Genomic DNA, 22,013 nt, shown 5'->3' with positions numbered 1-22,013 from the left:
TCTCGGAAAATTTCTGAGAAAGATTCCTAAAAGCGTGGAAATATGATAAAATAGGGCGTTAATGCAATTAGGAGAATAAGAATAGATGAATATTTTTAGAAAAAAAGATGCCAGCAAGGATAGAACGGGCATGCGCCGTCACTTGAAAATTCCTGATCTGATTTTGCTTGGTATTGGAGCAATGGTAGGAACTGGGATTTTTACCATCACTGGGACCGGGGCAGCCAAATATGCTGGGCCTGCTCTGACCGTTTCGATTGTCATTTCAGCTCTTTGTGTGAGTATTTCAGCTCTTTTTTACGCTGAGTTTGCTTCACGGATTCCGGCCAATGGCGGAGCCTACAGTTATATTTATGCGGTTTTGGGGGAATTTCCTGCTTGGCTGGCTGGCTGGCTGACCATCATGGAGTTCATGACCGCTATCTCAGGTGTTGCCTCTGGCTGGGGCTCTTATCTGAAAGGATTGCTCAGCGACTTTGGTATCCAGCTGCCGGCAGCCCTGAATGGTACCTTCAATCCCAAAGCAGGTACTTATGTGGACTTGCTACCCATTCTGGTCTTGGTCTTTGTTACGGGAGTTGTCCTTCTGAACTCCAAGGCAGCCCTGCGCTTCAACTCAGCCTTGGTTGTCTTGAAATTCTCAGCCTTGGCACTTTTTATCATTGCAGGATTTTTCTTCATCAAACCAGAAAATTGGTCTAACTTTGCACCTTTTGGCTTTGGGGAAATTTATGGCGGTAAGGTCGGCATCATGGCTGGGGCTTCACTCATGTTCTTTGCTTTTTTGGGCTTTGAGTCCATTTCCATGGCGGTTGATGAAATCAAGGAGCCTCAAAAGAACGTTCCGCGTGGAATCGTCTTATCTTTGAGCATTGTGACCATTCTCTATATTTTGGTGACCTTGGTCTTGACTGGGGTTGTCCACTATAGCAAGCTGGATGTCTCAGATGCGGTAGCCTTTGCTTTGCGCAGCGTCGGACTTGGCTGGGCGGCTAACTATATCTCTGTCGTCGCTATTTTGACTCTGATTACGGTCTGTATCTCCATGACCTATGCTCTGTCGCGGATGATTTACAGTATTGCGCGTGATGGGCTCTTGCCTCGCTCTTTTAAAAAATTGACAGATACCAGTCGGGTGCCAAAGAATGCAACGATTTTAGTAGGGATTGCCTCAGCTGTCTGTGCCGGTATCTTCCCCTTGGCTAGCATCGCCTCTTTCCTCAATATCTGTACCTTGGCCTATCTGATTTTATTGGCACTTGCTGTCTTGAAATTGCGGAAAGATCAAGGAATGCCCAAAGCGGGAGAATTCAAAACGCCTCTAGTACCTCTGACACCGATTTTATCCATTATCATCTGCCTGTCCTTCATGACCCAGTATACCAAGGAAACCTGGCAGGCCTTTGGAATTGCCCTAGCGCTGGGAAGTCTCATCTATGCTTTCTATGGCTATCGAAACTCAGAAATCGCTGTAAAAGAGAAGTAGCGAAGAGATTGGTTGAGAAGATGAAGTGCAGAAACTTGGTAACTATAAACAAAGCAGAAAGAGTTTTATGAAGAAAAATTGTATAAAAGGCCGATGCTATAATATCTCTTTGAATGGTAAGAAAACTTTTCTCGGATGGTTCTTAATAATTTCTGATAATGGACAGGAATATCTCGTGGAGAGAAATGGAACAATGTCTTGTGGCTGTTCTAGAAAGGTTTATCAAACAGACTATTCTTTCATACCGCATACTGAATTTTTAAACAAATCAAATAATCTACCTGCTATTGCAGGAACTTCCATAGGTCTTATCTTGGCTAGAATGCTGAGAAAAATAATTCCACTAAATTTTTTCTTTGGGCCAATAAATCGACCAATGGATATCGGAACTGGTCTTGTAAATATTGGTGTGGCGATAGGATCGATGGTTCTTGCTATGTTTCTTGTAAAGTATTATAGAAAGAAACGGCTTGAATTTTTTCTAAATAAAAAAGGTTGCAAACTTAGCTTGATTGGAAAAGTAAGGACAAAAGAGCCTATTAAAAAATTGCCTAACGGAATAGAGGTGTGGTAAATGAAACGGTTTAGCATTCGTCAATTATTGGTATTAAGCACTTTATCAAGTGTAGTATTGTTTGTTATGTTTTTTACTCAGCCCAGATTCTTTTTATTAATACCTATTTTTATTGGAATAGTCTTGTTTTTCAGAGGTATAGAAGTTAGTGGAGACAAAGAGATAGAATTTGAACTAATAGAAATAGAAAACAATGAAGAACCTTAACCTAACCCAAAAGAAGAAAATCTGGCTCTTTGTCCTTGCTTTGTTTGCCCTGATTTTGCTGGCGATTGTGATTAATATTCAGCTGAACCAGCCCGAAGATATGAATGCTGATTATGTCGGGCTTTGGAAGACAACTTGGCATGAGAAAAATAAAGACTGGCTCTATCCACTCAAAAATATCTGTCTTGTTATTCTGGCAGTTCTGGCTGGGTCTGGTTTGATGATTGCATTTTCCAAGAGTGAGAGATGGAAATAAGCTTTTGTAGATTTAAACGAAATCATCTTACAAAAATGTAAGATTGACGATGATAAATGTAAGGTAGAGACATGGAAAACGTGTCTCTATTTTGCTACAATTAGCTCAGAAATCCTCACAAGAAAGGTTGTGCAATTATGAAAAAAGTCCTTTTAGGTTGCTTGGGGACAGTACTGGTTTTGCTTGCTCTTTTAATAGGTTTTCTAGCCTACTTTGGTCCAGACTATGGCATTTTTCTTTTTCCGCCTAGTCCGCAAGACTACGCTCGCTCGGTCGTGAAAAAGCTTGATTTCGGTCTTTATACGGATAAAGATTGGGAAAATGAGAAGAAGAAAGCCTTAGAGAAACTTGAATCTGCCAAGACTTATCAAGATACCTATCCTGTCTTGGAAAAATTAACCAAAGAGGCTGGCGGGAAACATTCTTATTTTTTAAGTCCACAGGATAATCCCGAAAATAGTCCGGAAAGCAAAAATCAGCCTGAAGTGCAGAATCGGGAGGGTATTCTCTATTTAAAAGTTCCTGCTTTTACCGGTGATGCACAAGCGGCGAAGACTTATGCCAAGAAACTGTCAGCAGCTCTTAAAAAGGATGATTATCAGGCAGTTCTTGTGGATTTGAGAGATAATACCGGCGGGAATATGTATCCGATGCTTGCTGGACTATCCTCTCTTCTGCCTGATGAAGACCTCTTCCAATTCATTGAAAAAAATGGAAGCAAGAGCGCGGTTTCTCGATCAGATATTCTGAAACAGCTTGGTTTGGAGCAGACTGATGATAAAGCAAAGAAAGTGCCCATAGCCGTCCTTACCAATGAACGTACAGGAAGCTCAGGAGAAATGACTGCTTTAGCTTTTAAGGGACTTGAAAATGTTAAAATTTTTGGTCAGCCAACGGCAAGCTATACTACGGGAAATAATTATTATCAACTATATGATGGAGCGGTTTTGCTCTTGACTACCTCGAGTATCCTAGATCGCACGGGCAAGCTTTATAAGAATGAGGCAATTCAGCCCGATGTCCTAACAGACCAGCCTTTAGAAGAGGCGGAGTCTTGGTTGAAGGGACAGATAGGAGAATAGTTCATTGAAAGCAGTCAAAGAGACTGCTTTTCTGCTATAATAAAGAGAAGAACGAGGTGACAGATGATTCGTAAAGTAAAACTAAGAGATGCTGCAGCCATTCAGCGGCTCAATGATGAGTGTCTGGGCTACGATTTCGATAGGGAAGCGACGAAGGCTCAACTGAAAAAGTTACTAGAGAATGACCAGCATTTGATTTTGGTAGTTGAAGAAGACGGTCAGGTCATAGGCTATGCTCATGCTGCTAGCTACGACTGTCTCTATTTCCCGTCCTTGCTCAATCTCTTGGCTTTGGCCGTCGCTCAGGATTTTCAAGGGCAGGGACATGGCAGAGCGCTGATGCAAGCTTTGCGTGAAGAGGGAAAAGCAGCAGGCTACACAGGAATTCGGATTAATTCAGGCATTTCCCGCTCCGCAGCCCATGAATTTTATCGCAGCCTCGGCTGCAGCGAAAAAGCAGACCAGAAACGCTTTTATTGGGGATTTTAGAAAAAAGAGGAGTAGATGATGATTGAACCACTAACCCAGCAGCATGCTTTAGAAATTGCTAAGGACTGGCATTATGAGGTGCCTTATGACTTTTATGACATGAAAAATGACTTGGAGGATTATGAAGAAATGGTCTCCCCTGAAGCGCGTGGGGACCGTTATTATCAAGTCCTGAGAGAAGGGGAACTCTATGGATTTTTCTGCTTAGAGCAGAAAGGAAATCGAATTTTGGAGCTTGGTTTGGGGATGAAGCCGGAGCACTGCGGAAAAGGTCAGGGAGCGGCATTTTTGCAGGAAATTCTGGGTTTTATCATGGAAAATTTTGCGCCCCAAGTCATCAGGTTATCCGTGGCTGACTTCAATCACCGAGCCCAGCAGCTTTATCTCAATATGGGCTTTGAAATGGTGAGGCGCATTCCGCAGGAAAGCAATGGCGATATTCATCTCTTTGTGGAGATGGAGAAGAAGGTCTAATTTTAGACTTTATTGCAAAGCAGCAGATAAAATTGTTGACAGTCAAGAAAAAGTCGTTCAATATACTTATGACTACTGGCGGCTAGCAGGGAATTTGTCAATGATTACCAATAAACAAAAGGAGAAAACCATGACATTTGAAGAAATTTTACCAGGCCTTAAGGCCAAGAAAAAATATGTACGTACAGGCTGGGGCGGAGCGGAAAACTACGTCCAGCTCTTTGATACGATTGAGCAGAATGGGGTGGCTCTTGAGGTGACACCTTATTTCCTCATCAATGTTTCAGGTGAAGGGGAGGGTTTCTCCATGTGGAGTCCGACTCCTTGTGATGTCCTCGCGACAGATTGGGTGGAAGTAGATGACTAAGACGGTACTGGTGACGGGAGCTAGCTCTGGCATCGGCCGAGCTCAGGCTCTGACCTTTTTGGAAAATGGCTACCGGGTTTATGGGGTGGACAAGGATGAAAATCCTGGCTTTCTAAATGAGCTACGTTTTGTCAAGATGGATTTGACAGGTGATTTGACACCACTCTTCACTAGCTTGCCTGAGGTGGATATTCTCTGTAATACAGCAGGTATTTTGGACGATTATCGTCCCCTGCACGAGACCAGCGACGAGGACTGGGAGCAGATTTTTGCCCTCAATCTGACCGCAACTATGAAAATCACTCGCTTTTACCTGCAGAAAATGCTGGAGAAAAAGTCTGGTATCATCATTAATATGTGCTCGATTGCTAGCTTTCTGGCTGGCGGTGGCGGTGCTGCCTATACAGCCTCTAAGCATGCTCTGGCTGGCCTGACCAAGCAGATAGCCTTAGACTATGCGGATAAAAATATCCAAGTGTTTGGCTTGGCGCCAGGTGCTGTCAAGACAGCTATGACTGCTGCAGATTTTGAGCCAGGCGGACTGGCAGACTGGGTTGCTGAGGAAACGCCTATCAAGCGCTGGCTGGATCCTCAGGAAGTATCTGATGTTAGTCTCTTTCTAGCCAGTGGTAAGGCTTCTGCTATGCAGGGCGAGATTATCAAAATTGACGGCGGCTGGAGTTTGAAGTAAGTAAATGAATAATGAAAACAATGAAAAAGCTAAGAACCTTTTCCAAACCTGGACCAAAAATATGGTGATTTACGGTTTGGATGCTGGCCTAGGGCAGTTCTTCATGAATGCGCCTGAGACATCCTGCCTTTACCAACTAGGAAATTTCATCTTTCCAGTTGGTCAGGTGGATCGGGATTTTTGGCAGGATTATAGTAGCCAGTATGGTCTGGCTGATAAGATTATCATCTCTGAGGATTTCAGCTGGCGAGAATTTTTAGATAGTCAGAGTGAGTTGCAGCAGTTTACTCGCTACGCTTTTTCGGACAGGGCTGATTTTGATACAGAGGCTTTGGAGAAATGGAAGAGCAGGCTACCAGCAAATTACTACCTTAGTCCGATTGATAAGGAGTGTTATGAGTGTTTGGCTAGGGAAGCCTGGTCTCAGGATTTGCAGGGTGATTTTTCTGATTTTGATCATTTTCAAGCGGAGGGTGGCTTTGGCTTTTTGCTCTATTCAGGAGAGGAAATCATCGCTGCTGTATCAACAGGTTTGGTCTATCATGGAGCCCTTGAGATTGAAATTGCTACCAAGCTATCCTACCAAAGGCAGGGCTTGGCCAAAATCTTGGGTGCCCAGATGATTTTAGAAGCCCAAAACCGCTCACTCTTTCCTCTCTGGGATGCGCATAATGAAGCTTCCAAGAAGGTTGCAGAAAGCTTGGGCTATCAGAGTCTAGGAGCTTATCCGGCCTATGAATGGAAAGGGACTTTTGACCAATGAAGAAAAACCAAAGCTATGACTTAAAAGATATCATTCAGGCTGTGAAATCAGAAAAGCTAGATGATGATTTCTGTTTGTATGCTAAGGAAAATGGAGAACTGAATTTTCAGGACAGCTACTTGCCTTGTAGATACATTTGGCAATGATTTTGAGAGTTTGAAAAACCAATTAGCCTTTCTTCCACTACATTCTTCAAAGACCGTTTCTGAAAAAGATTGAAAATAGCTCTAAAAAAGCTTATAATATAAGCTATAAAATGACAGAAGGCTTCTAGGAGGATTAATTTTGAAGAAGGTTCATTTTTTTATCATTTACGGCTGTGTCTGCTTTGTACTGATTGGCGGAACCTTTCTCTATACTTACTTTAAGCCTGGAGGAATCGCAGAAGCTCTTGAATCCCGCTTTAAGCTATCGGCTGTAGTGGATGCATCTTTGAAAAAATTCGATCATGATAGTTTCTACATGGATCGGCTGTCTGAGTCGACCTATTTAGAAGGCTACAAAAAAAGAAAAGCCAAGACGGTTAAACAGCTGACTGTTTCAGATTCACCTTATTTAGCTAAGCTTTACGAAACCTATGATGATCAAGAACTGACCCATTATTTCAGCGAAGATCGGATGTACTTGGAAGAAAAGGATGGATTTGAGACCATTGATGACACTGAGTCACGGAAACATATTGATGGCTATTCGGGCATATCCTCTTTTAAGGCTTTGCTGCAGGTCATGGTAGATAATGAGTCAGAACTGACTAAGAAAAAAGTGGACGGGGGCTATGAGTTTTCGGTGACGGCAGAAGGTGATTTGGCCTATGACCTTATCGATGCCTTCTACTATGCTTATAATGATGAGCATTATGATACGACCATCGACATTGAGAAGTGTCAGGTTGCCTTTGTGGTTGACCCTAAGACTCGGACCATTCGCTCTATTGATATGACCATGGATTTGGATGAAGATACAGCCTTAGATGGGGAATTGATTTACTTCAAGCAGCGGGCTGTTTTCAAAGACTATGGCAAAGCAAAAGTCCATCTTCCAAAGAAAATCAAAGAAAAAGAAGCAAAATCAGCTGTTTAAAGGCTGATTTTTTTGTGCAAAAGTTTTTTCGTTGCAGATTTTTAAGGGGATGGCTTGATTTTAAATTTTTAAAAATTACCTTTTAGTGATATAATAAAGGTGATATCCTACAGAAAAGAGATAATTGATGACAAATTACGCGATTATTTTGGCTGCGGGTAAGGGTACTCGCATGAAGTCAGATTTGCCAAAGGTACTGCACAAGGTTGCAGGGATTTCCATGTTGGAACATGTTTTCCGCAGCGTCAATGCTATTAATCCAGAAAAGACCGTGACAGTTGTTGGGCACAAGGCGGAGCTAGTTGAGCAAGTCTTGGCAGGTCAGACAGACTTTGTCCGTCAGACCGAGCAGTTGGGAACTGGTCATGCCGTTATGATGGCCGAGCCTGTTTTGGAAAATCTGACAGGTCAGACGCTGGTCATTGCTGGCGACACTCCTTTGATTACAGGAGAAAGCCTGAAAAATCTGATTGACTTCCATATCAACCACAAGAATGTTGCGACTATCCTGACGGCAGAAGCAGATAATCCTTTCGGCTACGGCCGTATCGTTCGCAATCAGCACGACGAAGTTTTGAAAATTGTCGAGCAGAAGGATGCTTTTGATTTTGAGCAGCAAATCAAGGAAATCAATACGGGGACTTACGTCTTTGACAATGCCCGTCTCCTTGAAGCCCTCAAAAATATCAATACCAATAATGCTCAAGGCGAATACTATATCACAGATGTGATTGGTATTTTCCGCGAAAATGGTGAAAAAGTCGGCGCTTATACGCTGAAAGACTTTGATGAGAGTCTGGGGGTTAATGACCGTGTGGCTCTTGCTACAGCTGAGAGTGTAATGCGCCGTCGGATTAACCAGCAGCATATGGTCAATGGTGTCAGCTTTGTCAATCCTCATGCGACCTATATTGATGTGGATGTAGAAATTGCGCCAGAGGTTCAAGTTGAAGCAAATGTGACCCTGAAAGGTCAGACCAAGATTGGGGCAGAGACTATCCTGACCAATGGTACTTATATTGTGGACTCTGTCATTGGAGAACGGACTGTCATTACCAACTCCATGATTGAAGAGTCAAGTGTTGCGGATGGAGTGACGGTCGGACCTTACGCTCATATTCGTCCAGGTTCTAGTCTGGCCAAGGATGTCCATGTCGGCAACTTTGTAGAAGTTAAAGGATCGTCAATTGGCGAAAATACCAAGGCTGGTCATTTGACCTACATTGGAAATTCTGAAGTCGGTGCTAATGTCAACTTTGGTGCGGGTACGATTACGGTCAATTATGATGGTCAGAAGAAGTACAAGACTATCATTGGCGACAATGTCTTTGTTGGTTCCAACTCGACCATTATTGCCCCAGTTGAGCTGGGTGACAACTCACTGGTCGGTGCGGGTTCTACCATCACGAAGGACGTGCCAGCAGATGCTATTGCTCTGGGACGTGGCCGTCAGATTAACAAGGAAGATTATGCTAAGCGTCTTCCTCATCACCCTCAAAATAAGTAGGTTTAGTCATGGAATTTGAAGAAAAAACCGTCCAACGGACGGAGATTTATCAGGGACCGATTTTTAAAGTGGTTCAGGACCAGGTAGAGCTGCCAGAGGGCAAGGGTCAAGCCCAACGGGATTTGATTTTTCATAATGGGGCGGTGGCTGTGATTGCTATCACCCCGGAAAATAAGATGATTTTAGTCAAGCAGTACCGCAAGGCGATTGAAGCGACTTCTTACGAGATTCCAGCTGGGAAGCTTGAGCTAGGAGAGAATGCAGATCCCCAAGCGGCTGCCCTCCGAGAATTAGAAGAAGAGACCGGCTACACTGGACAGCTGGAGTTGGTCTATGATTTCTACTCTGCCATCGGTTTTTGTAATGAAAAAATCAAGCTCTACAGCGCCAGCCATTTAACAAAGGTCGAAAACCCTCGTCCCCAAGACGAGGATGAAACATTGGAACTTTTTGAAGTCAGTCTGGAGGAGGCACATCAGTTGCTGCAAAACGGTGACATCTGCGATGCCAAGACCATCATGGCCCTTCAGTACTGGCAACAAAAGAATCTGAATAAATAGGAACGTAGATCAATGGGAAAAGCTTTATTAACAGATGAAATCATTGAGCGGGCCAACCGCGGTGAGGATATTTCGGGGCCGCCTTTCATGGATGACGAGGAAACCAAGATTCTTTCAACTGGCAGAAGCTCCTTTAGCTCGCAGCAGTCTAGCCGACAGGATACTCAGTTTGGCTATCAAAGCCCTCAAAACCGCTTTGGTTATGAAGAAGCTCGGTCTCAGCAGTATCAGAGTCAATTTGGCCATCAGACTGCTCAAAACCAAGAGGAGTTTACGGATGAGACTCTGCACATTGAGGTAGATCCGACCGTGACTAAGAGCCGTCGGATTGAAAACCAAAAGCGGAGCCTCTTTCAAGCCAAACTCAATAAGATTCTCCTTTGGGTGGTTATCCTGCTGATTGGTTTGATTGCTGCTATTATTTGGTGGCCTTAAAAACCTGCTCTATTGCACTTAAAAGGAAGCCTAGCCTGTCTAAGCTTCTTTTTCATCAGATGATTTGAGGTATTATATGAAAATTGGAATTATCGCAGCCATGCCTGAGGAGTTGAAGATTCTGCTGGAGCATATAGAAAACCCGCAGAAGCACCTGCGTTTGGGTCATGTCTATCATACGGGCTCCATCGGCTATCATGAAGTGGTGTTGGTCGAAAGCGGGATTGGCAAGGTTATGTCCGCTATGAGTGTGGCTGTTTTGGTCAATGACTTCAAGGTTACAGCCGTGATTAATACAGGCTCAGCTGGAGCAGTGGCTGAAGGTCTGGCTATCGGCGATGTGGTGGTCGCAGATCGTCTGGTCTACCATGATGTGGATGTGACGGCCTTTGGCTATGACTACGGTCAGATGGCACGGCAGCCGCTCTATTTTGAAGCGAGCCGCTATCTGGTCTCTGAAATGAAGAAAATTTTGGAAAAGACCCATCAAAAGGCCAGAGTAGGTTTGATTGCAACAGGTGACAGCTTTGTTGCCGGTCAAGACAAGATTGATCGCATCAAGGAGCATTTTCCAGATGTCCTTGCTGTCGAGATGGAAGGGGCAGCTATTGCTCAAGCTACACATTCGATTGGCCTGCCCTTTATGGTTATTCGCGCCATGAGCGATACGGCAAGTCATGATGCTAATGTCACTTTTGATGAATTTATTCTTGAAGCTGGTAAACGCTCTGCAGAGACCCTGATTCAATTTCTGAAAGAGTTGGTTTAAAGGGGGAGAAAGTATGTACAAAGAGTCTTATTTTGATGGTGGTCTCTTTTCTTACATCGGTCATGTGATTTTAGCTACCTTGATTACAGTATTTACACTGGGAATTTGTGCACCTTGGGGCATGTGTATTCTGTATAATTGGAAGATAAAACATACAGTTATTGACGGGCACCGTCTTTACTTTGACGGTACTGCTATGCAGCTTTTTGGAAATTGGATCAAGTGGTGGCTCCTGACCATTGTTACCTTTGGTATTTATGGCTTTTGGCTGAAAATCAAACTGACCCAGTGGATTACCAAGCATACACATCATGCGAATTGAGAACAAGCAGGCGAGACTTAAGTGGCTCGCTTTTCCTTTTCTTCTATCTTGCCAAAAAATCCCTTTTGATGGTATAATCAAGGAACTGCAATCAATGATAGAGGAGAAAAAATGAGTATCTTAGAAGTGAAAAATCTCAGCCACGGTTTCGGAGACCGGGCTATTTTTGAGGATGTATCCTTCCGTCTGCTTAAGGGTGAGCATATCGGCCTAGTCGGTGCCAATGGTGAGGGAAAGTCAACCTTTATGAGTATTGTGACGGGTAAAATGCTGCCGGATGAAGGCAAGGTCGAGTGGTCCAAGTATGTGACAGCTGGCTATCTGGACCAGCATGCTGTTTTGGAGCAAGGCCAATCTGTCCGTGAAGTTTTGCGCACAGCCTTTGACGAGCTTTTCAAGACAGAGGCTCGTATCAATGAAATCTATATGAGCATGGCTGAGGATGGAGCGGACGTTGATGCCCTGATGGAAGAAGTGGGCGAGCTGCAGGATCGCTTGGAGAGCCGAGATTTCTATACGCTAGATGCCAAGATTGACGAGGTTGCACGGGCACTGGGTGTTATGGACTACGGTATGGAGAGTGATGTGACGGAGCTGTCTGGAGGACAGCGGACCAAGGTTCTCTTGGCCAAGCTGCTTCTGGAAAAGCCGGATATCCTGCTCTTGGACGAGCCAACCAACTATCTGGATGCTGAGCACATTGACTGGCTCAAGCGTTACTTACAGAACTATGAAAATGCCTTTGTTCTAATCTCGCATGATATTCCTTTCTTGAATGACGTGATTAATATCGTCTACCATGTGGAAAATCAGCACTTGACCCGCTATTCTGGCGACTACTATCAATTCCAGGAAGTCTATGAGATGAAAAAATCTCAGCTAGAAGCAGCCTACGAGCGGCAGCAGAAAGAAATTGCGGACCTCAAAGACTTTGTAGCTCGCAATAAAGCCCGCGTAGCGACTCGTAATATGGCCATGTCCCGCCAGAAAAAGCTGGATAAGATGGACATCATTGAGTTGCAGAGTGAGAAGCCAAAGCCTTCCTTTGACTTCAAGCCTGCCCGGACACCTGGCCGTTTTATCTTCCAAACCAAGGATTTGCAGATTGGTTACGATCGACCGCTGACCCAGCCCCTTAACCTGACCTTTGAACGCAATCAGAAGGTGGCTATCATCGGGGCAAACGGAATTGGAAAAACAACCCTGCTCAAGAGTTTGCTGGGGATTATCCCGCCTATCGCAGGTCAAGTCGAGCGCGGGGACTATCTGGAGCTGGGCTATTTCGAGCAGGAAGTCGAAGGCGGCAATCGTCAGACACCACTGGAAGCAGTCTGGAACGCCTTTCCAGCTCTTAATCAGGCGGAAGTCCGAGCGGCTCTGGCCAAATGTGGCCTGACTTCCAAGCATATCGAGAGCCAGATTCAGGTCCTCTCAGGTGGAGAGCAGGCCAAGGTCCGCCTTTGCCTCCTCATGAACCGAGAAAATAATGTTCTGGTGCTGGATGAGCCGACCAACCACCTAGATGTCGATGCCAAGGAGGAGCTCAAACGAGCTCTGAAAGAATACAAGGGCAGCATCCTTATGGTCTGCCATGAGCCTGATTTCTATGAAGGCTGGATGGACCAGATCTGGGATTTTAACCAGTTGACTTGATAAAATTTAATAAAGGAAAAGAGACGGCTCATTGAGAATCGTCTCTTTCTGTTGCTAATAATTCAAAAATTGCTCGATTTCCTGCTTCTCAATCTGTTTGCCATGTTGGCAGACAGGGCAGGTAAGGTAATGTTTTCTACCGTAAGGAAAAGTTGGAATCCAATAGAGTGTAAACTTTCGGCCGGTTTCAATAATGTCCCAAGGTGCGACATTGTGGCAGTTAGCACACTCGATATTGCTTTGGGTCTGTCCTACGTTTTTCTGATAACCTTTATATCCCCAGATAATCATATTGATTTCCCTCCTTAATTAGTTGGGCAGCAAGCTTATTTGCTGAAGTCATAGTCCTTGATAATCTCGATTTTTTCAATCTTGATATCTTTTTTAGGCTTGTCATTGTCGTCTGTTTCTGCGGCAGCGATTTTGTCCACCACATCCATACCTTCCAGCACTTGGCCAAATACGGTGTAAGCTCCGCCATCTAAAGTAGGATTTCCACCGTTTTTATAAGCTTCGATGATTTTAGCAGGGAAGGAATCCGTAGACATTTGGCTAGACAAGTCTTTCTTGCTTTGGTTGATGAAGAACTGACTGCCATTGGTACCAGGGCCTGCATTAGCCATGGATAGGGCGCCGCGAATATTATAAAGATATGGAGAATACTCATTTTTAAAGCCGTTTCCAGAGTCTTTAGACTTGTCTTTTCCCTTCCAGATAGACTCGCCTCCAGTGCCGTCACCTTTAGGGTCTCCGGTCTGAATCATAAATTCATTGATAACACGGTGGAATATAATGCCGTCATAGTAGCCTTCCTTGGCATGAGTTAGGAAGTTTTCAACGGCCAGTGGGGCTTGTTTTGGAAAGAGCTTGATGCGGATATCGCCTTCAGTCGTTACCAACTTGACTTCCGCTTCATCCTCTGCAACTTCTGTAGATAGCTGCGGGAAGTTGGCATTTTCGTTGGTCATGGCATCCTTGAGTTGCTCACGGAGTTTGCTGGTCTCCTCTGGGTCAGAGCTAGAGCTTACTAGAGAGGAACTGCTGGATGAGTTGGAGGAGCTAGTAGTCTCCTCTTCTTTGCCTTTGCCAGAGCAGCCAGCCAAGACAAGTCCTGATAAGAGGCTAATAAGAAGAATTTTTTTCATATAAAACCTTTCTCGCATTAGATTGTAAACTACTGATATTTTACTACAATTAGGCTAGTTTTTCAAACCCTCCTGTGTCAGACAATCCAGAAGCAGATTTTTAAGTCCTGCTGGCTGTATGTTTAGGCCGCAAATTGCTTCTATGTCTACCCATTCAGGCTTATAGAGATTCCGGGCATGACTGCGAAGGGCTTCCTCGCCCTGAATCATTGGAGCTGATGTATGGCCGATAGTGGCATGGAAATAGATTTCTAAGTGTTGGCCATTTTTGAAAGTAAAGGCTGGCTGCAGCTGCTTTTCAGACAAGCTCCAACCCAGCTCTTCCTGAATTTCTCTCTGAGCTGCTTGGACTGCAGTCTCACCTGACTCGGCTCCGCCTCCCGGTATCACAAAATACTCTTCTCCATTTTTCCAGCGGTGGATGAGCAGTATTTGCTTAGTTTGGGGATTGAAAAGAATGACTCCGGCTCGCATTATCTTCCTCCTGAAATATTTTTACTGTTTACTAATTAGAATTTCCTTTTATTCTAACACAAGAACAAGAGTTTTGCTGGGACTTTCTAAAAGTATGGTAGAGTGAACAAATTCATCTTGATCTAATTAATTTTTATTTGAAAAGAGAGTTTAATAGCAGGCGAACTTGTGCATAGAGAAATGTTATGGTAAAATAAACAGTGTAAAAATAATAAGGAGTGTTTTCCATGGAGAAAAGACTGACAAGAGATGTCAACAACAAGAAAATCGCTGGTGTATGTGCTGGTATCGCAAACTACTTTGATTTGGATCCAACCTTGGTCCGTATTCTTTGTATTGTTTTTTGCTGTGCAGCAGGTACAGGTGTCTTGGCTTACTTGATTGCCTGGGCGGTTATGCCAGAGGCTTAATAAGAATTTTGTGATAGTGAAATGAGAACTGGTTAGCCCAGTTCTTTTTGCGTGGATAAATAAGTTTTTTGCTTCTGATCTAGATAAAAGATTTCTCATCTAAGTCCCAAATATGGTATAATAAGGGTTATGGCAACAAAGAAAAACACGAAAAAAGGCCGGACTACTCGTCGGCCGACAAAAGCAGAATTAGAAAGACAAAAAGCAATAAAGAGAATGATTGCCACCTTTGTGCTGGCTCTTATTCTTTTGTTTGCAGCAATTAAGCTGGGCGCCTTTGGGGTCACTATTTATAATATGATTCGCCTCTTGGTGGGAAGCTTGGCCTATCTGGCCATTCTGGCCAGCTTTGGCTATCTCTTTTTTTTCAAGTGGCTGCACAAGCACGAGGGGACGCTTTCAGGATTTATCAGCCTCTTTTTGGGACTGGAGTTAATTTTCCAAGCTTATTTCGTCAGTGTGTTGAAGCTAGAAGGGGCAGCTGTCTTATCCACAACTCTAGGCAGGGTTTTGACTGATCTGACAGCCTTTAAGGTCAGCTCCTTCGCGGGAGGCGGTCTGCTGGGCTCTCTCTTATACGCGCCTATCTCTTTCCTTTTTTCAAATATCGGTTCCTATTTCTTCGGCCTGCTGCTCATTCTTTTGGGCGGTCTGCTTATGAGCCCTTGGTCTATCTATGACATTTCAGAAAAGGCTATGGCAGCCTTTCAAAATTGGAGAGAAAAGCAGGAAGAAAAGCGTCAGCTCCGTTTCCTTGAGCAGGAAGAGAAAGCTGCACAGGCAGCGATGCAAGCCATTGAAGTAGAGCAAGAAGAAGCTGAAGTCGATCCTGAAACAGGAGAGATTTTAGATGACGAGGACTTGTCAGAAACAGCTGTGGACTTTGACGAAGCAGACTATGAGGAACTAGGAGAGTATGACCCTCATGAGCCTCTGGACTTTGGTCGCGAAGAAGAGATGGAGGAGGCAGACGCGGACGTGGACGTAGAAGTGGACTTCACCGCCAAGGAAAGTCTGGACTACAAGCTGCCGACCATCAACCTCTTTGCGCCTGACAAGCCTAAAAACCAGTCTAAAGAAAAGCGCATTGTCCGAGACAATATTAAGATTTTGGAAGAAACCTTTGCTAGTTTTGGCATCAAGGCTGCTGTTGAGCGGGCTGAAATCGGACCTTCCGTCACCAAGTATGAGGTCAAGCCAGCAGTCGGTGTCCGGGTCAATCGAATTTCCAATCTGGCTGATGACTTGGCTCTTGCCCTAGCTGCTAAGGATGTACGGATTGAGGCACCAATTCCTGGGAAATCCCTAGTCGGGATTGAAGTACCCAACTCTGAAGTTGCGACCGTGACTTTCCGAGAACTTTGGGAACAGTCCAAGACGGATGCCAGCAAGCTCCTAGAAATCCCACTTGGTAAGGCTGTCAACGGCTCTGTCCGTTCCTTTGACTTGGCTAAGATGCCCCATCTCTTGGTAGCGGGCTCTACTGGCTCTGGAAAATCTGTGGCCGTAAACGGTATTATCGCCAGCATTCTCATGAAGGCCAGACCGGATGAAGTCAAATTTATGATGGTAGATCCTAAGATGGTGGAGCTGTCCGTTTATAATGACATTCCCCACTTGCTTATCCCCGTCGTGACCAATCCCCGCAAGGCTAGTCGAGCTCTGCAGAAGGTTGTAGACGAGATGGAAAACCGCTACGAACTATTCTCCAAGGTCGGTGCCCGCAACATTGCCGGCTACAATGCTAAAGTAGCTGAGTACAATGCTCAGTCAGAATACAAGCAGGTTCCCCTGCCTTTAATCGTTGTCATCGTGGATGAGTTGGCTGACCTTATGATGGTGGCCAGCAAGGAAGTGGAAGACGCCATTATCCGGTTGGGACAAAAGGCGCGTGCGGCTGGGATTCACATGATTCTGGCTACCCAGCGGCCATCTGTAGATGTTATCTCCGGTCTGATTAAGGCTAATGTGCCTTCTCGGATTGCCTTTGCTGTGTCCAGCGGGACAGACAGTCGGACCATTCTGGATGAAAATGGGGCGGAAAAGCTCTTGGGGCGTGGGGATATGCTCTTTAAGCCTATTGATGAAAACCATCCGGTTCGTTTGCAGGGCTCCTTTATCTCAGATGAAGATGTGGAGCGAATCGTAGCCTTTGTCAAGAATCAAGCTGAAGCGGATTATGACGATAGCTTTGATCCGGGTGAAGTATCTGAAAGTGATTTGGATACTAGCGGGAGTGACGATGAAGGCGATCCTCTCTTTGAAGAAGCCAAGGCCTTGGTTATCGAGACTCAGAAAGCCAGCGCATCTATGATTCAGCGACGACTCTCGGTCGGCTTTAACCGCGCTACTCGACTCATGGAAGAACTTGAAGCAGCAGGCGTTATCGGTCCAGCCGAAGGAACCAAGCCGAGAAAGGTTTTGCAGACAAATTGATTCTAATTTCACTAGTCTGCCAGCAAGATAGCCATTTGATAAAAACAAATCTGCCAGCAGTCAGCCGGCAGATTTTCTCTACTTATTCCAAGGAAAGGAAAAGAAGGTATGAAACTAGACACCATTCACCATGTAGCTATCATCGGTCATGATTATGCTAAGACCAGGGAGTTTTATGTGGATAAGCTAGGCTTTGAGCAGCTGGATGAGCACCACCGACCAGACAAACAGGATATTCTCTTTAATGTCCGCAAGGGAAATCTGACTCTGGAAATTTTTATCAAGGAAGAAGCTCCTAAGCGGCCAGCCTTGCCTGCTCCAGAGCATACAGGTCTGCGGCATCTGGCCTTCCGAGTGACAAATGTCGAAGAAATACTGGAAGAATTTGACCGTTTGGAGATTCCTCATACCGAGCTGCGCTATGACGACTTTGACGGCCGTAAGATGGCTTTCTTCTTTGATCCGGATGGCCTGCCTCTGGAGATTCACGAATAAGACTAGGAGCATCGGAAGGTCCCTTTTTCTCGGTAAAAGAACGACTTGTAAGTCCTGCATATGAAAAACCCATCGGCTATCTAATAACCGATGGATTTTGTTTTACATTGTTACAAAAAGAGTCCGATGACCATGCCTAGATACATGAAGAAGGTCAAAAGAAAACCAGCCCGCCAGAAGAACTTAAAGAACTTAGGATAGTAGAAGCTTCGTTTTTTCTTGAGAAAATAGATGGTGATGGCGATAGCGAGAACTGAGAGAGCTAGGGTAAGCTGGGGCAGTAAGCTATGATAGTAGGCCTTGTCTGAAATGATATAAAATTCCACAACAAAAAGCGGAAAAGCCAAGTCCGCAAAGTTTAAACCGTATTTTCTTAATTGAAAAACTCGCACAGTAATAGTGGTTAAAATCAAAGTTAAAAAGATAAATAAAATCGAAGCAATCTTTAATAGTGTCATAAGATTATTTTACCACAAAAAATTCAAAAAAGAAGATAAAATTCCTTGCATTTAACAAAGTTTAGTGTATAATAGAAAGGTATGCGAAAAGCATACTTGTGGGAGGTAAAAATATTTATTTACCGCCAAAACCACAAAGGAGGATTTAAAAATGGCTAAAAAAGTCGAAAAACTTGTAAAATTGCAAATCCCTGCTGGTAAAGCTACTCCAGCTCCACCAGTTGGTCCTGCGCTTGGTCAAGCCGGTATCAACATCATGGGATTCACTAAAGAGTTCAACGCTCGTACAGCTGATCAAGCTGGTATGATTATTCCAGTTGTTATCTCAGTATACGAAGACAAATCATTCACTTTCGTAACTAAGACTCCGCCAGCTGCTGTTCTTTTGAAGAAAGCTGCAGGTGTTGAAAAAGGTTCTGGTGAGCCAAACAAAACGAAAGTTGCAACAGTTACTCGTGCGCAAGTACAAGAAATTGCTGAAACTAAGATGCCAGATTTGAACGCTGCAAACATCGAGTCTGCAATGCGTATGATTGAAGGTACTGCTCGTTCTATGGGATTCACTGTTGTTGACTAATCAATAACACTCGTCCCATTTGCCCGCACTACACTTGATCAGATTGACGAGTGACGTGGGAGATGAAAATCGATTGAACCACTTACAAGGAGAAAGATAAAATGGCTAAAAAAAGCAAACAACTTCGTGCTGCTCTTGAAAAAATCGACAGCACAAAAGCATACAGCGTAGAAGAAGCTGTAGCACTTGCAAAAGAAACTAACTTTGCAAAATTCGATGCAACTGTAGAAGTTGCTTACAACTTGAACATTGATGTTAAAAAAGCTGACCAACAAATCCGTGGCGCAATGGTATTGCCAAACGGAACTGGTAAAACTTCACGAGTTCTTGTTTTCGCACGTGGTGCTAAAGCAGAAGAAGCGAAAGCTGCTGGTGCAGACTTCGTTGGTGAAGATGACCTCGTTGCAAAAATCAACGACGGTTGGTTGGACTTTGACGTAGTAATCGCTACACCTGACATGATGGCACTTGTAGGTCGCCTTGGACGTGTCCTTGGACCTCGTAACTTGATGCCAAACCCTAAGACTGGTACTGTAACAATGGACGTTGCAAAAGCAGTTGAAGAGTCTAAAGGTGGTAAGATTACTTACCGTGCAGACCGTGCGGGTAACGTACAAGCTATCATTGGTAAAGTTTCATTTGAAGCTGACAAGTTGGTTGAAAACTTCAAAGCTTTCAACGACACAATCCAAAAAGCGAAACCAGCTACTGCTAAAGGTACTTACGTAACCAACCTGACTATCACTACTACACAAGGTGTTGGTATCAAGGTTGACGTAAACTCACTTTAAGAATTAAATTGAACTGCCTTCGGGTAGTTCTTTTTTTTGAAATAAAATTGATGATAGCGATTACAAACTTATAGAAACATGTTATAATAATATCGAATCAATTTATTTTATAACAAAAGGAGACGGTGTCATGAAAAAAGATCAGAACCAGCTAACCTGGCTGATGGTATCTCTGATTGCTTTTAATATGGTCTGGGGTCTGGGAAATGTGGTTAATAACTACTCCCAGCAGGGTATTTCGGTAATTGTTTCTTGGATTCTTATCCTTGCTATTTACTTTATTCCCTATGCCCTTATCGTGGGGCAGCTTGGATCGACTTTCAAGGAGAGTGGAGGTGGTGTCAGTGACTGGGTAGAGAAAACCTCTACCAAGCGTCTGGCTTATTTTGCGGCCTGGACTTACTGGGTGGTGCATATTCCATATCTGGCTCAAAAGCCGCAGGGAGTTTTGATTCCGCTGGGCTGGGTTATTCAGGGAAATGGCGACTTTTTGAGCAGTCTTGATATTCACTGGATTGTTATTCTTAGCTTACTGATTTTCGGTGCCTTTCTCTACTTGTCTACCAAGGGGTTGTCCACGCTCAAGGTGATTGGGGGCTTGGCAGGAAGTGCCATGCTGATTATGTCTTTCCTCTTCGTTCTCTTAGCGGTCGGCGCGCCTTTTATCAAACCTGACATGCAGTTTGCGACGGCCAATATGGATAAGCTTAGCACTTATATTCCCAACTTTGATTTTTCTTATTTCACGACCATCTCCCTCTTAGTCTTTGCGGTTGGTGGAGCAGAGAAAATCTCTCCTTACGTTAATCAAACACGCAATCCAGCCAAGGAATTCCCAAAGGGAATGATTGTAATGGCTGTCATGGTTGGGGCATCTGCTATCCTAGGCTCTATTGCTATGGGCATGCTTTTTGATGGCAGCAATATCCCTGAGGATCTGATGCGAAACGGCGCTTACCAAGCCTTCCAAAAGCTGGGCAATTACTGGGGTGTGGGAAATGTACTAGTAGTCATTTATGCCCTGACCAACATGGTTGGACAGATTGCTGCACTGGCTTTCTCTATTGACGCACCTCTGCAAATCATGCTCAATAATGCCGATGAAGAGTTTGTCCCAAGCTGGCTGCGTAAGCGAACATCAAAAGGTGTCCTCATTAACGGTTACATTCTGACAGGGATTTTGGTTAGCTTCTTGATTATTCTGCCAATCTTTGGAATCAAGGAAATTGACGGCCTAGTCAAATGGATGACCAACCTCAACTCCATCGTTATGCCCATGCGGTATCTCTGGGTATTCCTGGCCTACATGATGTTGAACAAGGCCTGGAAGAAGTACAAGGATGCCGAGTACAAGTTTACCAAAAATCCAAAAGTTGGCTTTGCCATCGGAGCTTGGTGCTTCCTCTTTACAGCCTTTGCCTGCATTTTAGGGATGGTTCCCAAAGTAGACTTTGCCAAAGACCCAGCAGGCTGGCAATTCTCTCTATTAACAAATATCCTGACGCCGATCGTCTTAATCAGTCTGGGTGTCATCCTGCCACTCTTAGCTAAGCGGGAAAAGAAACAGTCGCTCAAGTAGTGAGTAGGTTTTGCAAAAGATAATTGAAGTATTTATTCCCAGTCCTATCTGATGATGGGGCTGGTTTTTTGTGAAATGAGCTTGTCTGCTCTGCTATTTTACAAAAAGGAAAAAAGAAAAATTTCAGTGATTTAACTATATAAAAATCATAAAATGTGGTAAAATAGTACAGATAAAATAAGGAGTAAAAAAATGGTAGAACCTAAGTATAAGCGTATTTTGATTAAGTTGTCAGGTGAAGCTCTTGCCGGTGAAAAAGGCGTTGGTATTGATATTCAGACTGTTCAGAAGATGGCGGAAGAAATCAAAGAAGTTCATGATTTGGGAGTTCAAATTGCTCTGGTTATCGGAGGTGGAAACCTTTGGCGGGGTGAGCCGGCAGCAGAAGCAGGCATGGACCGCGTGCAGGCCGACTATACTGGTATGTTGGGCACTGTCATGAATGCGCTGGTAATGGCCGATTCGCTCCAGCAGGTAGGTGTAGATACGCGCGTGCAGACAGCGATTGCCATGCAGCAGGTGGCTGAGCCTTACATCCGTGGTCGGGCCCTTCGGCATCTGGAAAAAGGCCGTATCGTCATTTTCGGTGCAGGTATTGGTTCTCCTTATTTTTCAACCGATACAACCGCTGCCTTGCGCTCAGCTGAGATTGAAGCAGATGCGATTCTCATGGCTAAAAATGGCGTGGACGGTGTTTACAATGCCGATCCTAAGAAAGACAAAACCGCTGTTAAGTTTGATGAGCTGACCCACCGGGATGTCATCAGTAAGGGACTGCGGATTATGGACTCAACGGCTTCGACTCTGTCTATGGACAATGATATTGACTTGGTTGTCTTTAACATGAATGAGCCGGGCAATATTAAACGCGTTGTTATCGGTGAGCAAATCGGAACAACAGTATCAAATAATTTATAAGAACGGAGATTAGAA

General features: G+C 44.3%; 28 protein-coding genes. 24 read left to right on the top strand and 4 right to left on the bottom strand.

Features of this window, described 5'->3' with window-relative positions:
• Positions 1–85: 85 nt before the first annotated feature.
• From D8877_RS07520 to abc-f, 17 genes are all read left to right on the top strand, one after another.
• Positions 86–1,486 carry an amino acid permease gene (locus D8877_RS07520; protein WP_125340987.1) on the top strand — a complete coding sequence of 467 codons (1,401 nt, stop codon included), beginning with the start codon at positions 86–88 and terminating at the stop codon, positions 1,484–1,486.
• Positions 1,487–1,511: 25 nt separating this feature from the next.
• Entirely contained in the window at positions 1,512–2,060 is a 549-nt protein-coding gene (locus tag D8877_RS07515) for a hypothetical protein (protein WP_002905993.1), read from the top strand.
• The gene (locus D8877_RS07510) at positions 2,061–2,267 is read left to right on the top strand and encodes a hypothetical protein (protein WP_002905994.1); all 207 of its coding nucleotides are present in this window, start codon (positions 2,061–2,063) and stop codon (positions 2,265–2,267) included.
• Entirely contained in the window at positions 2,254–2,523 is a 270-nt protein-coding gene (locus D8877_RS07505) for a hypothetical protein (RefSeq protein WP_002905995.1), read from the top strand. The genes D8877_RS07510 and D8877_RS07505 overlap by 14 nt, the downstream gene beginning before the upstream one ends.
• Positions 2,524–2,660: 137 nt before the next feature.
• Positions 2,661–3,605, top strand: a complete 945-nt coding sequence (locus D8877_RS07500) for a S41 family peptidase (protein ID WP_002905996.1) — start codon at positions 2,661–2,663, stop codon at positions 3,603–3,605.
• Between the two features lie 63 nt (positions 3,606–3,668).
• Positions 3,669–4,094, top strand: coding sequence for a GNAT family N-acetyltransferase (locus D8877_RS07495; RefSeq protein WP_002905997.1), 426 nt, complete (start codon positions 3,669–3,671; stop codon positions 4,092–4,094).
• A 15-nt stretch (positions 4,095–4,109) separates the two neighbouring features.
• A complete protein-coding gene (locus D8877_RS07490) occupies positions 4,110–4,568 on the top strand; it encodes a GNAT family N-acetyltransferase (RefSeq protein WP_002905998.1) in 459 nt (152 codons plus the stop codon).
• A gap of 130 nt (positions 4,569–4,698) precedes the next feature.
• Entirely contained in the window at positions 4,699–4,935 is a 237-nt protein-coding gene (locus D8877_RS07485; protein ID WP_002899859.1) for a DUF2829 domain-containing protein, read from the top strand.
• Positions 4,928–5,626, top strand: coding sequence for a 3-oxoacyl-ACP reductase (locus tag D8877_RS07480; RefSeq protein WP_002905999.1), 699 nt, complete (start codon positions 4,928–4,930; stop codon positions 5,624–5,626). Before D8877_RS07485 ends, D8877_RS07480 begins: the two co-directional genes overlap by 8 nt.
• Positions 5,627–5,630: 4 nt before the next feature.
• A complete protein-coding gene (locus tag D8877_RS07475) occupies positions 5,631–6,389 on the top strand; it encodes a GNAT family N-acetyltransferase (protein ID WP_002906000.1) in 759 nt (252 codons plus the stop codon).
• Positions 6,390–6,674: 285 nt separating this feature from the next.
• The gene (locus D8877_RS07465; RefSeq protein WP_125352942.1) at positions 6,675–7,469 is read left to right on the top strand and encodes a hypothetical protein; all 795 of its coding nucleotides are present in this window, start codon (positions 6,675–6,677) and stop codon (positions 7,467–7,469) included.
• 127 nt (positions 7,470–7,596) lie between these two features.
• On the top strand, positions 7,597–8,976 hold the full coding sequence (gene glmU / locus D8877_RS07460) for a bifunctional UDP-N-acetylglucosamine diphosphorylase/glucosamine-1-phosphate N-acetyltransferase GlmU (RefSeq protein ID WP_125352940.1): 1,380 nt from the start codon (positions 7,597–7,599) through the stop codon (positions 8,974–8,976).
• Positions 8,977–8,984: 8 nt separating this feature from the next.
• Complete coding sequence (locus D8877_RS07455; protein WP_125352938.1) at positions 8,985–9,536, top strand: NUDIX hydrolase; 552 nt, start codon at positions 8,985–8,987, stop codon at positions 9,534–9,536.
• A gap of 12 nt (positions 9,537–9,548) precedes the next feature.
• Positions 9,549–9,971 carry a cell wall synthase accessory phosphoprotein MacP gene (gene macP / locus D8877_RS07450; protein ID WP_125352936.1) on the top strand — a complete coding sequence of 141 codons (423 nt, stop codon included), beginning with the start codon at positions 9,549–9,551 and terminating at the stop codon, positions 9,969–9,971.
• A gap of 76 nt (positions 9,972–10,047) precedes the next feature.
• Positions 10,048–10,740 carry a 5'-methylthioadenosine/adenosylhomocysteine nucleosidase gene (locus tag D8877_RS07445; RefSeq protein ID WP_002899868.1) on the top strand — a complete coding sequence of 231 codons (693 nt, stop codon included), beginning with the start codon at positions 10,048–10,050 and terminating at the stop codon, positions 10,738–10,740.
• Between the two features lie 13 nt (positions 10,741–10,753).
• Positions 10,754–11,062 (top strand): DUF898 family protein, encoded by a 309-nt coding sequence (locus D8877_RS07440; protein ID WP_002899871.1) that lies wholly within the window; start codon positions 10,754–10,756, stop codon positions 11,060–11,062.
• A 111-nt stretch (positions 11,063–11,173) separates the two neighbouring features.
• Entirely contained in the window at positions 11,174–12,715 is a 1,542-nt protein-coding gene (gene abc-f / locus D8877_RS07435; protein WP_125352933.1) for a ribosomal protection-like ABC-F family protein, read from the top strand.
• A 54-nt stretch (positions 12,716–12,769) separates the two neighbouring features.
• On the opposite strand, the gene D8877_RS07430 is transcribed toward abc-f, so the two are convergent.
• From D8877_RS07430 to D8877_RS07420, 3 genes are read right to left on the bottom strand one after another with little or no spacing between them, the layout of a single operon-like run.
• Positions 12,770–13,006, bottom strand: a complete 237-nt coding sequence (locus tag D8877_RS07430) for a zinc-ribbon domain-containing protein (RefSeq protein ID WP_002897142.1) — start codon at positions 13,004–13,006, stop codon at positions 12,770–12,772.
• A gap of 35 nt (positions 13,007–13,041) precedes the next feature.
• Positions 13,042–13,860: a peptidylprolyl isomerase gene (locus tag D8877_RS07425; RefSeq protein ID WP_125352931.1), complete on the bottom strand. Its 819-nt coding sequence runs from the start codon at positions 13,858–13,860 to the stop codon at positions 13,042–13,044.
• Positions 13,861–13,914: 54 nt separating this feature from the next.
• Positions 13,915–14,334, bottom strand: a complete 420-nt coding sequence (locus tag D8877_RS07420) for an NUDIX domain-containing protein (RefSeq protein WP_125352929.1) — start codon at positions 14,332–14,334, stop codon at positions 13,915–13,917.
• Between the two features lie 227 nt (positions 14,335–14,561).
• Here D8877_RS07420 and D8877_RS07415 point away from each other — a divergent pair, with 227 nt between their 5' ends.
• The 3 genes from D8877_RS07415 to gloA2 all read left to right on the top strand — a co-directional run bounded on the left by D8877_RS07415 (position 14,562) and on the right by gloA2 (position 17,675).
• Positions 14,562–14,744, top strand: coding sequence for a PspC domain-containing protein (locus D8877_RS07415; RefSeq protein WP_002897145.1), 183 nt, complete (start codon positions 14,562–14,564; stop codon positions 14,742–14,744).
• A gap of 129 nt (positions 14,745–14,873) precedes the next feature.
• Positions 14,874–17,180 carry a DNA translocase FtsK gene (locus D8877_RS07410; RefSeq protein ID WP_125352926.1) on the top strand — a complete coding sequence of 769 codons (2,307 nt, stop codon included), beginning with the start codon at positions 14,874–14,876 and terminating at the stop codon, positions 17,178–17,180.
• A gap of 108 nt (positions 17,181–17,288) precedes the next feature.
• Positions 17,289–17,675 carry an SMU1112c/YaeR family gloxylase I-like metalloprotein gene (gene gloA2, locus D8877_RS07405; protein ID WP_125352924.1) on the top strand — a complete coding sequence of 129 codons (387 nt, stop codon included), beginning with the start codon at positions 17,289–17,291 and terminating at the stop codon, positions 17,673–17,675.
• Positions 17,676–17,785: 110 nt separating this feature from the next.
• Here gloA2 and D8877_RS07400 read toward each other — a convergent pair whose 3' ends face one another.
• Positions 17,786–18,133, bottom strand: coding sequence for a DUF3397 domain-containing protein (locus tag D8877_RS07400; protein ID WP_125352922.1), 348 nt, complete (start codon positions 18,131–18,133; stop codon positions 17,786–17,788).
• Positions 18,134–18,284: 151 nt separating this feature from the next.
• Between D8877_RS07400 and rplK the strand changes: the two genes are divergently transcribed.
• The 4 genes from rplK (at position 18,285) to pyrH (ending at position 21,998) form a co-directional block, all read left to right on the top strand.
• The gene (gene rplK, locus D8877_RS07395; protein WP_002894851.1) at positions 18,285–18,710 is read left to right on the top strand and encodes a 50S ribosomal protein L11; all 426 of its coding nucleotides are present in this window, start codon (positions 18,285–18,287) and stop codon (positions 18,708–18,710) included.
• Between the two features lie 101 nt (positions 18,711–18,811).
• Positions 18,812–19,501, top strand: a complete 690-nt coding sequence (gene rplA / locus D8877_RS07390; protein WP_002894855.1) for a 50S ribosomal protein L1 — start codon at positions 18,812–18,814, stop codon at positions 19,499–19,501.
• 130 nt (positions 19,502–19,631) lie between these two features.
• Positions 19,632–21,080: an APC family permease gene (locus tag D8877_RS07385; protein ID WP_125352920.1), complete on the top strand. Its 1,449-nt coding sequence runs from the start codon at positions 19,632–19,634 to the stop codon at positions 21,078–21,080.
• 192 nt (positions 21,081–21,272) lie between these two features.
• Entirely contained in the window at positions 21,273–21,998 is a 726-nt protein-coding gene (gene pyrH / locus D8877_RS07380) for a UMP kinase (protein ID WP_002894857.1), read from the top strand.
• Positions 21,999–22,013: the final 15 nt, after the last annotated feature.

The organism is Streptococcus sanguinis, assembly GCF_003943735.1.
Taxonomy (GTDB): domain Bacteria; phylum Bacillota; class Bacilli; order Lactobacillales; family Streptococcaceae; genus Streptococcus; species Streptococcus sanguinis_E.
The sequence above is the reverse complement of the archived record's forward strand: the minus strand, read 5'-3'. Positions and strand labels throughout refer to the sequence as shown.

Excerpts from the sequence above, each read along its gene's own strand:
- pyrH (WP_002894857.1), top strand. The coding sequence starts at position 21,273 with ATGGTAGAACCTAAGTATAAGCGTATTTTGATTAAGTTGTCAGGTGAA.
- D8877_RS07425 (WP_125352931.1), bottom strand. The coding sequence starts at position 13,860 with ATGAAAAAAATTCTTCTTATTAGCCTCTTATCAGGACTTGTCTTGGCT.
- D8877_RS07415 (WP_002897145.1), top strand. The coding sequence starts at position 14,562 with ATGGAGAAAAGACTGACAAGAGATGTCAACAACAAGAAAATCGCTGGT.
- D8877_RS07385 (WP_125352920.1), top strand. The coding sequence starts at position 19,632 with ATGAAAAAAGATCAGAACCAGCTAACCTGGCTGATGGTATCTCTGATT.
- D8877_RS07455 (WP_125352938.1), top strand. The coding sequence starts at position 8,985 with ATGGAATTTGAAGAAAAAACCGTCCAACGGACGGAGATTTATCAGGGA.
- D8877_RS07400 (WP_125352922.1), bottom strand. The coding sequence starts at position 18,133 with ATGACACTATTAAAGATTGCTTCGATTTTATTTATCTTTTTAACTTTG.
- D8877_RS07475 (WP_002906000.1), top strand. The coding sequence starts at position 5,631 with ATGAATAATGAAAACAATGAAAAAGCTAAGAACCTTTTCCAAACCTGG.
- rplA (WP_002894855.1), top strand. The coding sequence starts at position 18,812 with ATGGCTAAAAAAAGCAAACAACTTCGTGCTGCTCTTGAAAAAATCGAC.
- D8877_RS07430 (WP_002897142.1), bottom strand. The coding sequence starts at position 13,006 with ATGATTATCTGGGGATATAAAGGTTATCAGAAAAACGTAGGACAGACC.
- D8877_RS07505 (WP_002905995.1), top strand. The coding sequence starts at position 2,254 with ATGAAGAACCTTAACCTAACCCAAAAGAAGAAAATCTGGCTCTTTGTC.
- glmU (WP_125352940.1), top strand. The coding sequence starts at position 7,597 with ATGACAAATTACGCGATTATTTTGGCTGCGGGTAAGGGTACTCGCATG.
- D8877_RS07520 (WP_125340987.1), top strand. The coding sequence starts at position 86 with ATGAATATTTTTAGAAAAAAAGATGCCAGCAAGGATAGAACGGGCATG.
- D8877_RS07445 (WP_002899868.1), top strand. The coding sequence starts at position 10,048 with ATGAAAATTGGAATTATCGCAGCCATGCCTGAGGAGTTGAAGATTCTG.
- D8877_RS07510 (WP_002905994.1), top strand. The coding sequence starts at position 2,061 with ATGAAACGGTTTAGCATTCGTCAATTATTGGTATTAAGCACTTTATCA.
- D8877_RS07500 (WP_002905996.1), top strand. The coding sequence starts at position 2,661 with ATGAAAAAAGTCCTTTTAGGTTGCTTGGGGACAGTACTGGTTTTGCTT.
- D8877_RS07440 (WP_002899871.1), top strand. The coding sequence starts at position 10,754 with ATGTACAAAGAGTCTTATTTTGATGGTGGTCTCTTTTCTTACATCGGT.
- abc-f (WP_125352933.1), top strand. The coding sequence starts at position 11,174 with ATGAGTATCTTAGAAGTGAAAAATCTCAGCCACGGTTTCGGAGACCGG.
- macP (WP_125352936.1), top strand. The coding sequence starts at position 9,549 with ATGGGAAAAGCTTTATTAACAGATGAAATCATTGAGCGGGCCAACCGC.
- rplK (WP_002894851.1), top strand. The coding sequence starts at position 18,285 with ATGGCTAAAAAAGTCGAAAAACTTGTAAAATTGCAAATCCCTGCTGGT.
- D8877_RS07495 (WP_002905997.1), top strand. The coding sequence starts at position 3,669 with ATGATTCGTAAAGTAAAACTAAGAGATGCTGCAGCCATTCAGCGGCTC.
- D8877_RS07420 (WP_125352929.1), bottom strand. The coding sequence starts at position 14,334 with ATGCGAGCCGGAGTCATTCTTTTCAATCCCCAAACTAAGCAAATACTG.
- gloA2 (WP_125352924.1), top strand. The coding sequence starts at position 17,289 with ATGAAACTAGACACCATTCACCATGTAGCTATCATCGGTCATGATTAT.
- D8877_RS07480 (WP_002905999.1), top strand. The coding sequence starts at position 4,928 with ATGACTAAGACGGTACTGGTGACGGGAGCTAGCTCTGGCATCGGCCGA.
- D8877_RS07410 (WP_125352926.1), top strand. The coding sequence starts at position 14,874 with ATGGCAACAAAGAAAAACACGAAAAAAGGCCGGACTACTCGTCGGCCG.
- D8877_RS07485 (WP_002899859.1), top strand. The coding sequence starts at position 4,699 with ATGACATTTGAAGAAATTTTACCAGGCCTTAAGGCCAAGAAAAAATAT.
- D8877_RS07490 (WP_002905998.1), top strand. The coding sequence starts at position 4,110 with ATGATGATTGAACCACTAACCCAGCAGCATGCTTTAGAAATTGCTAAG.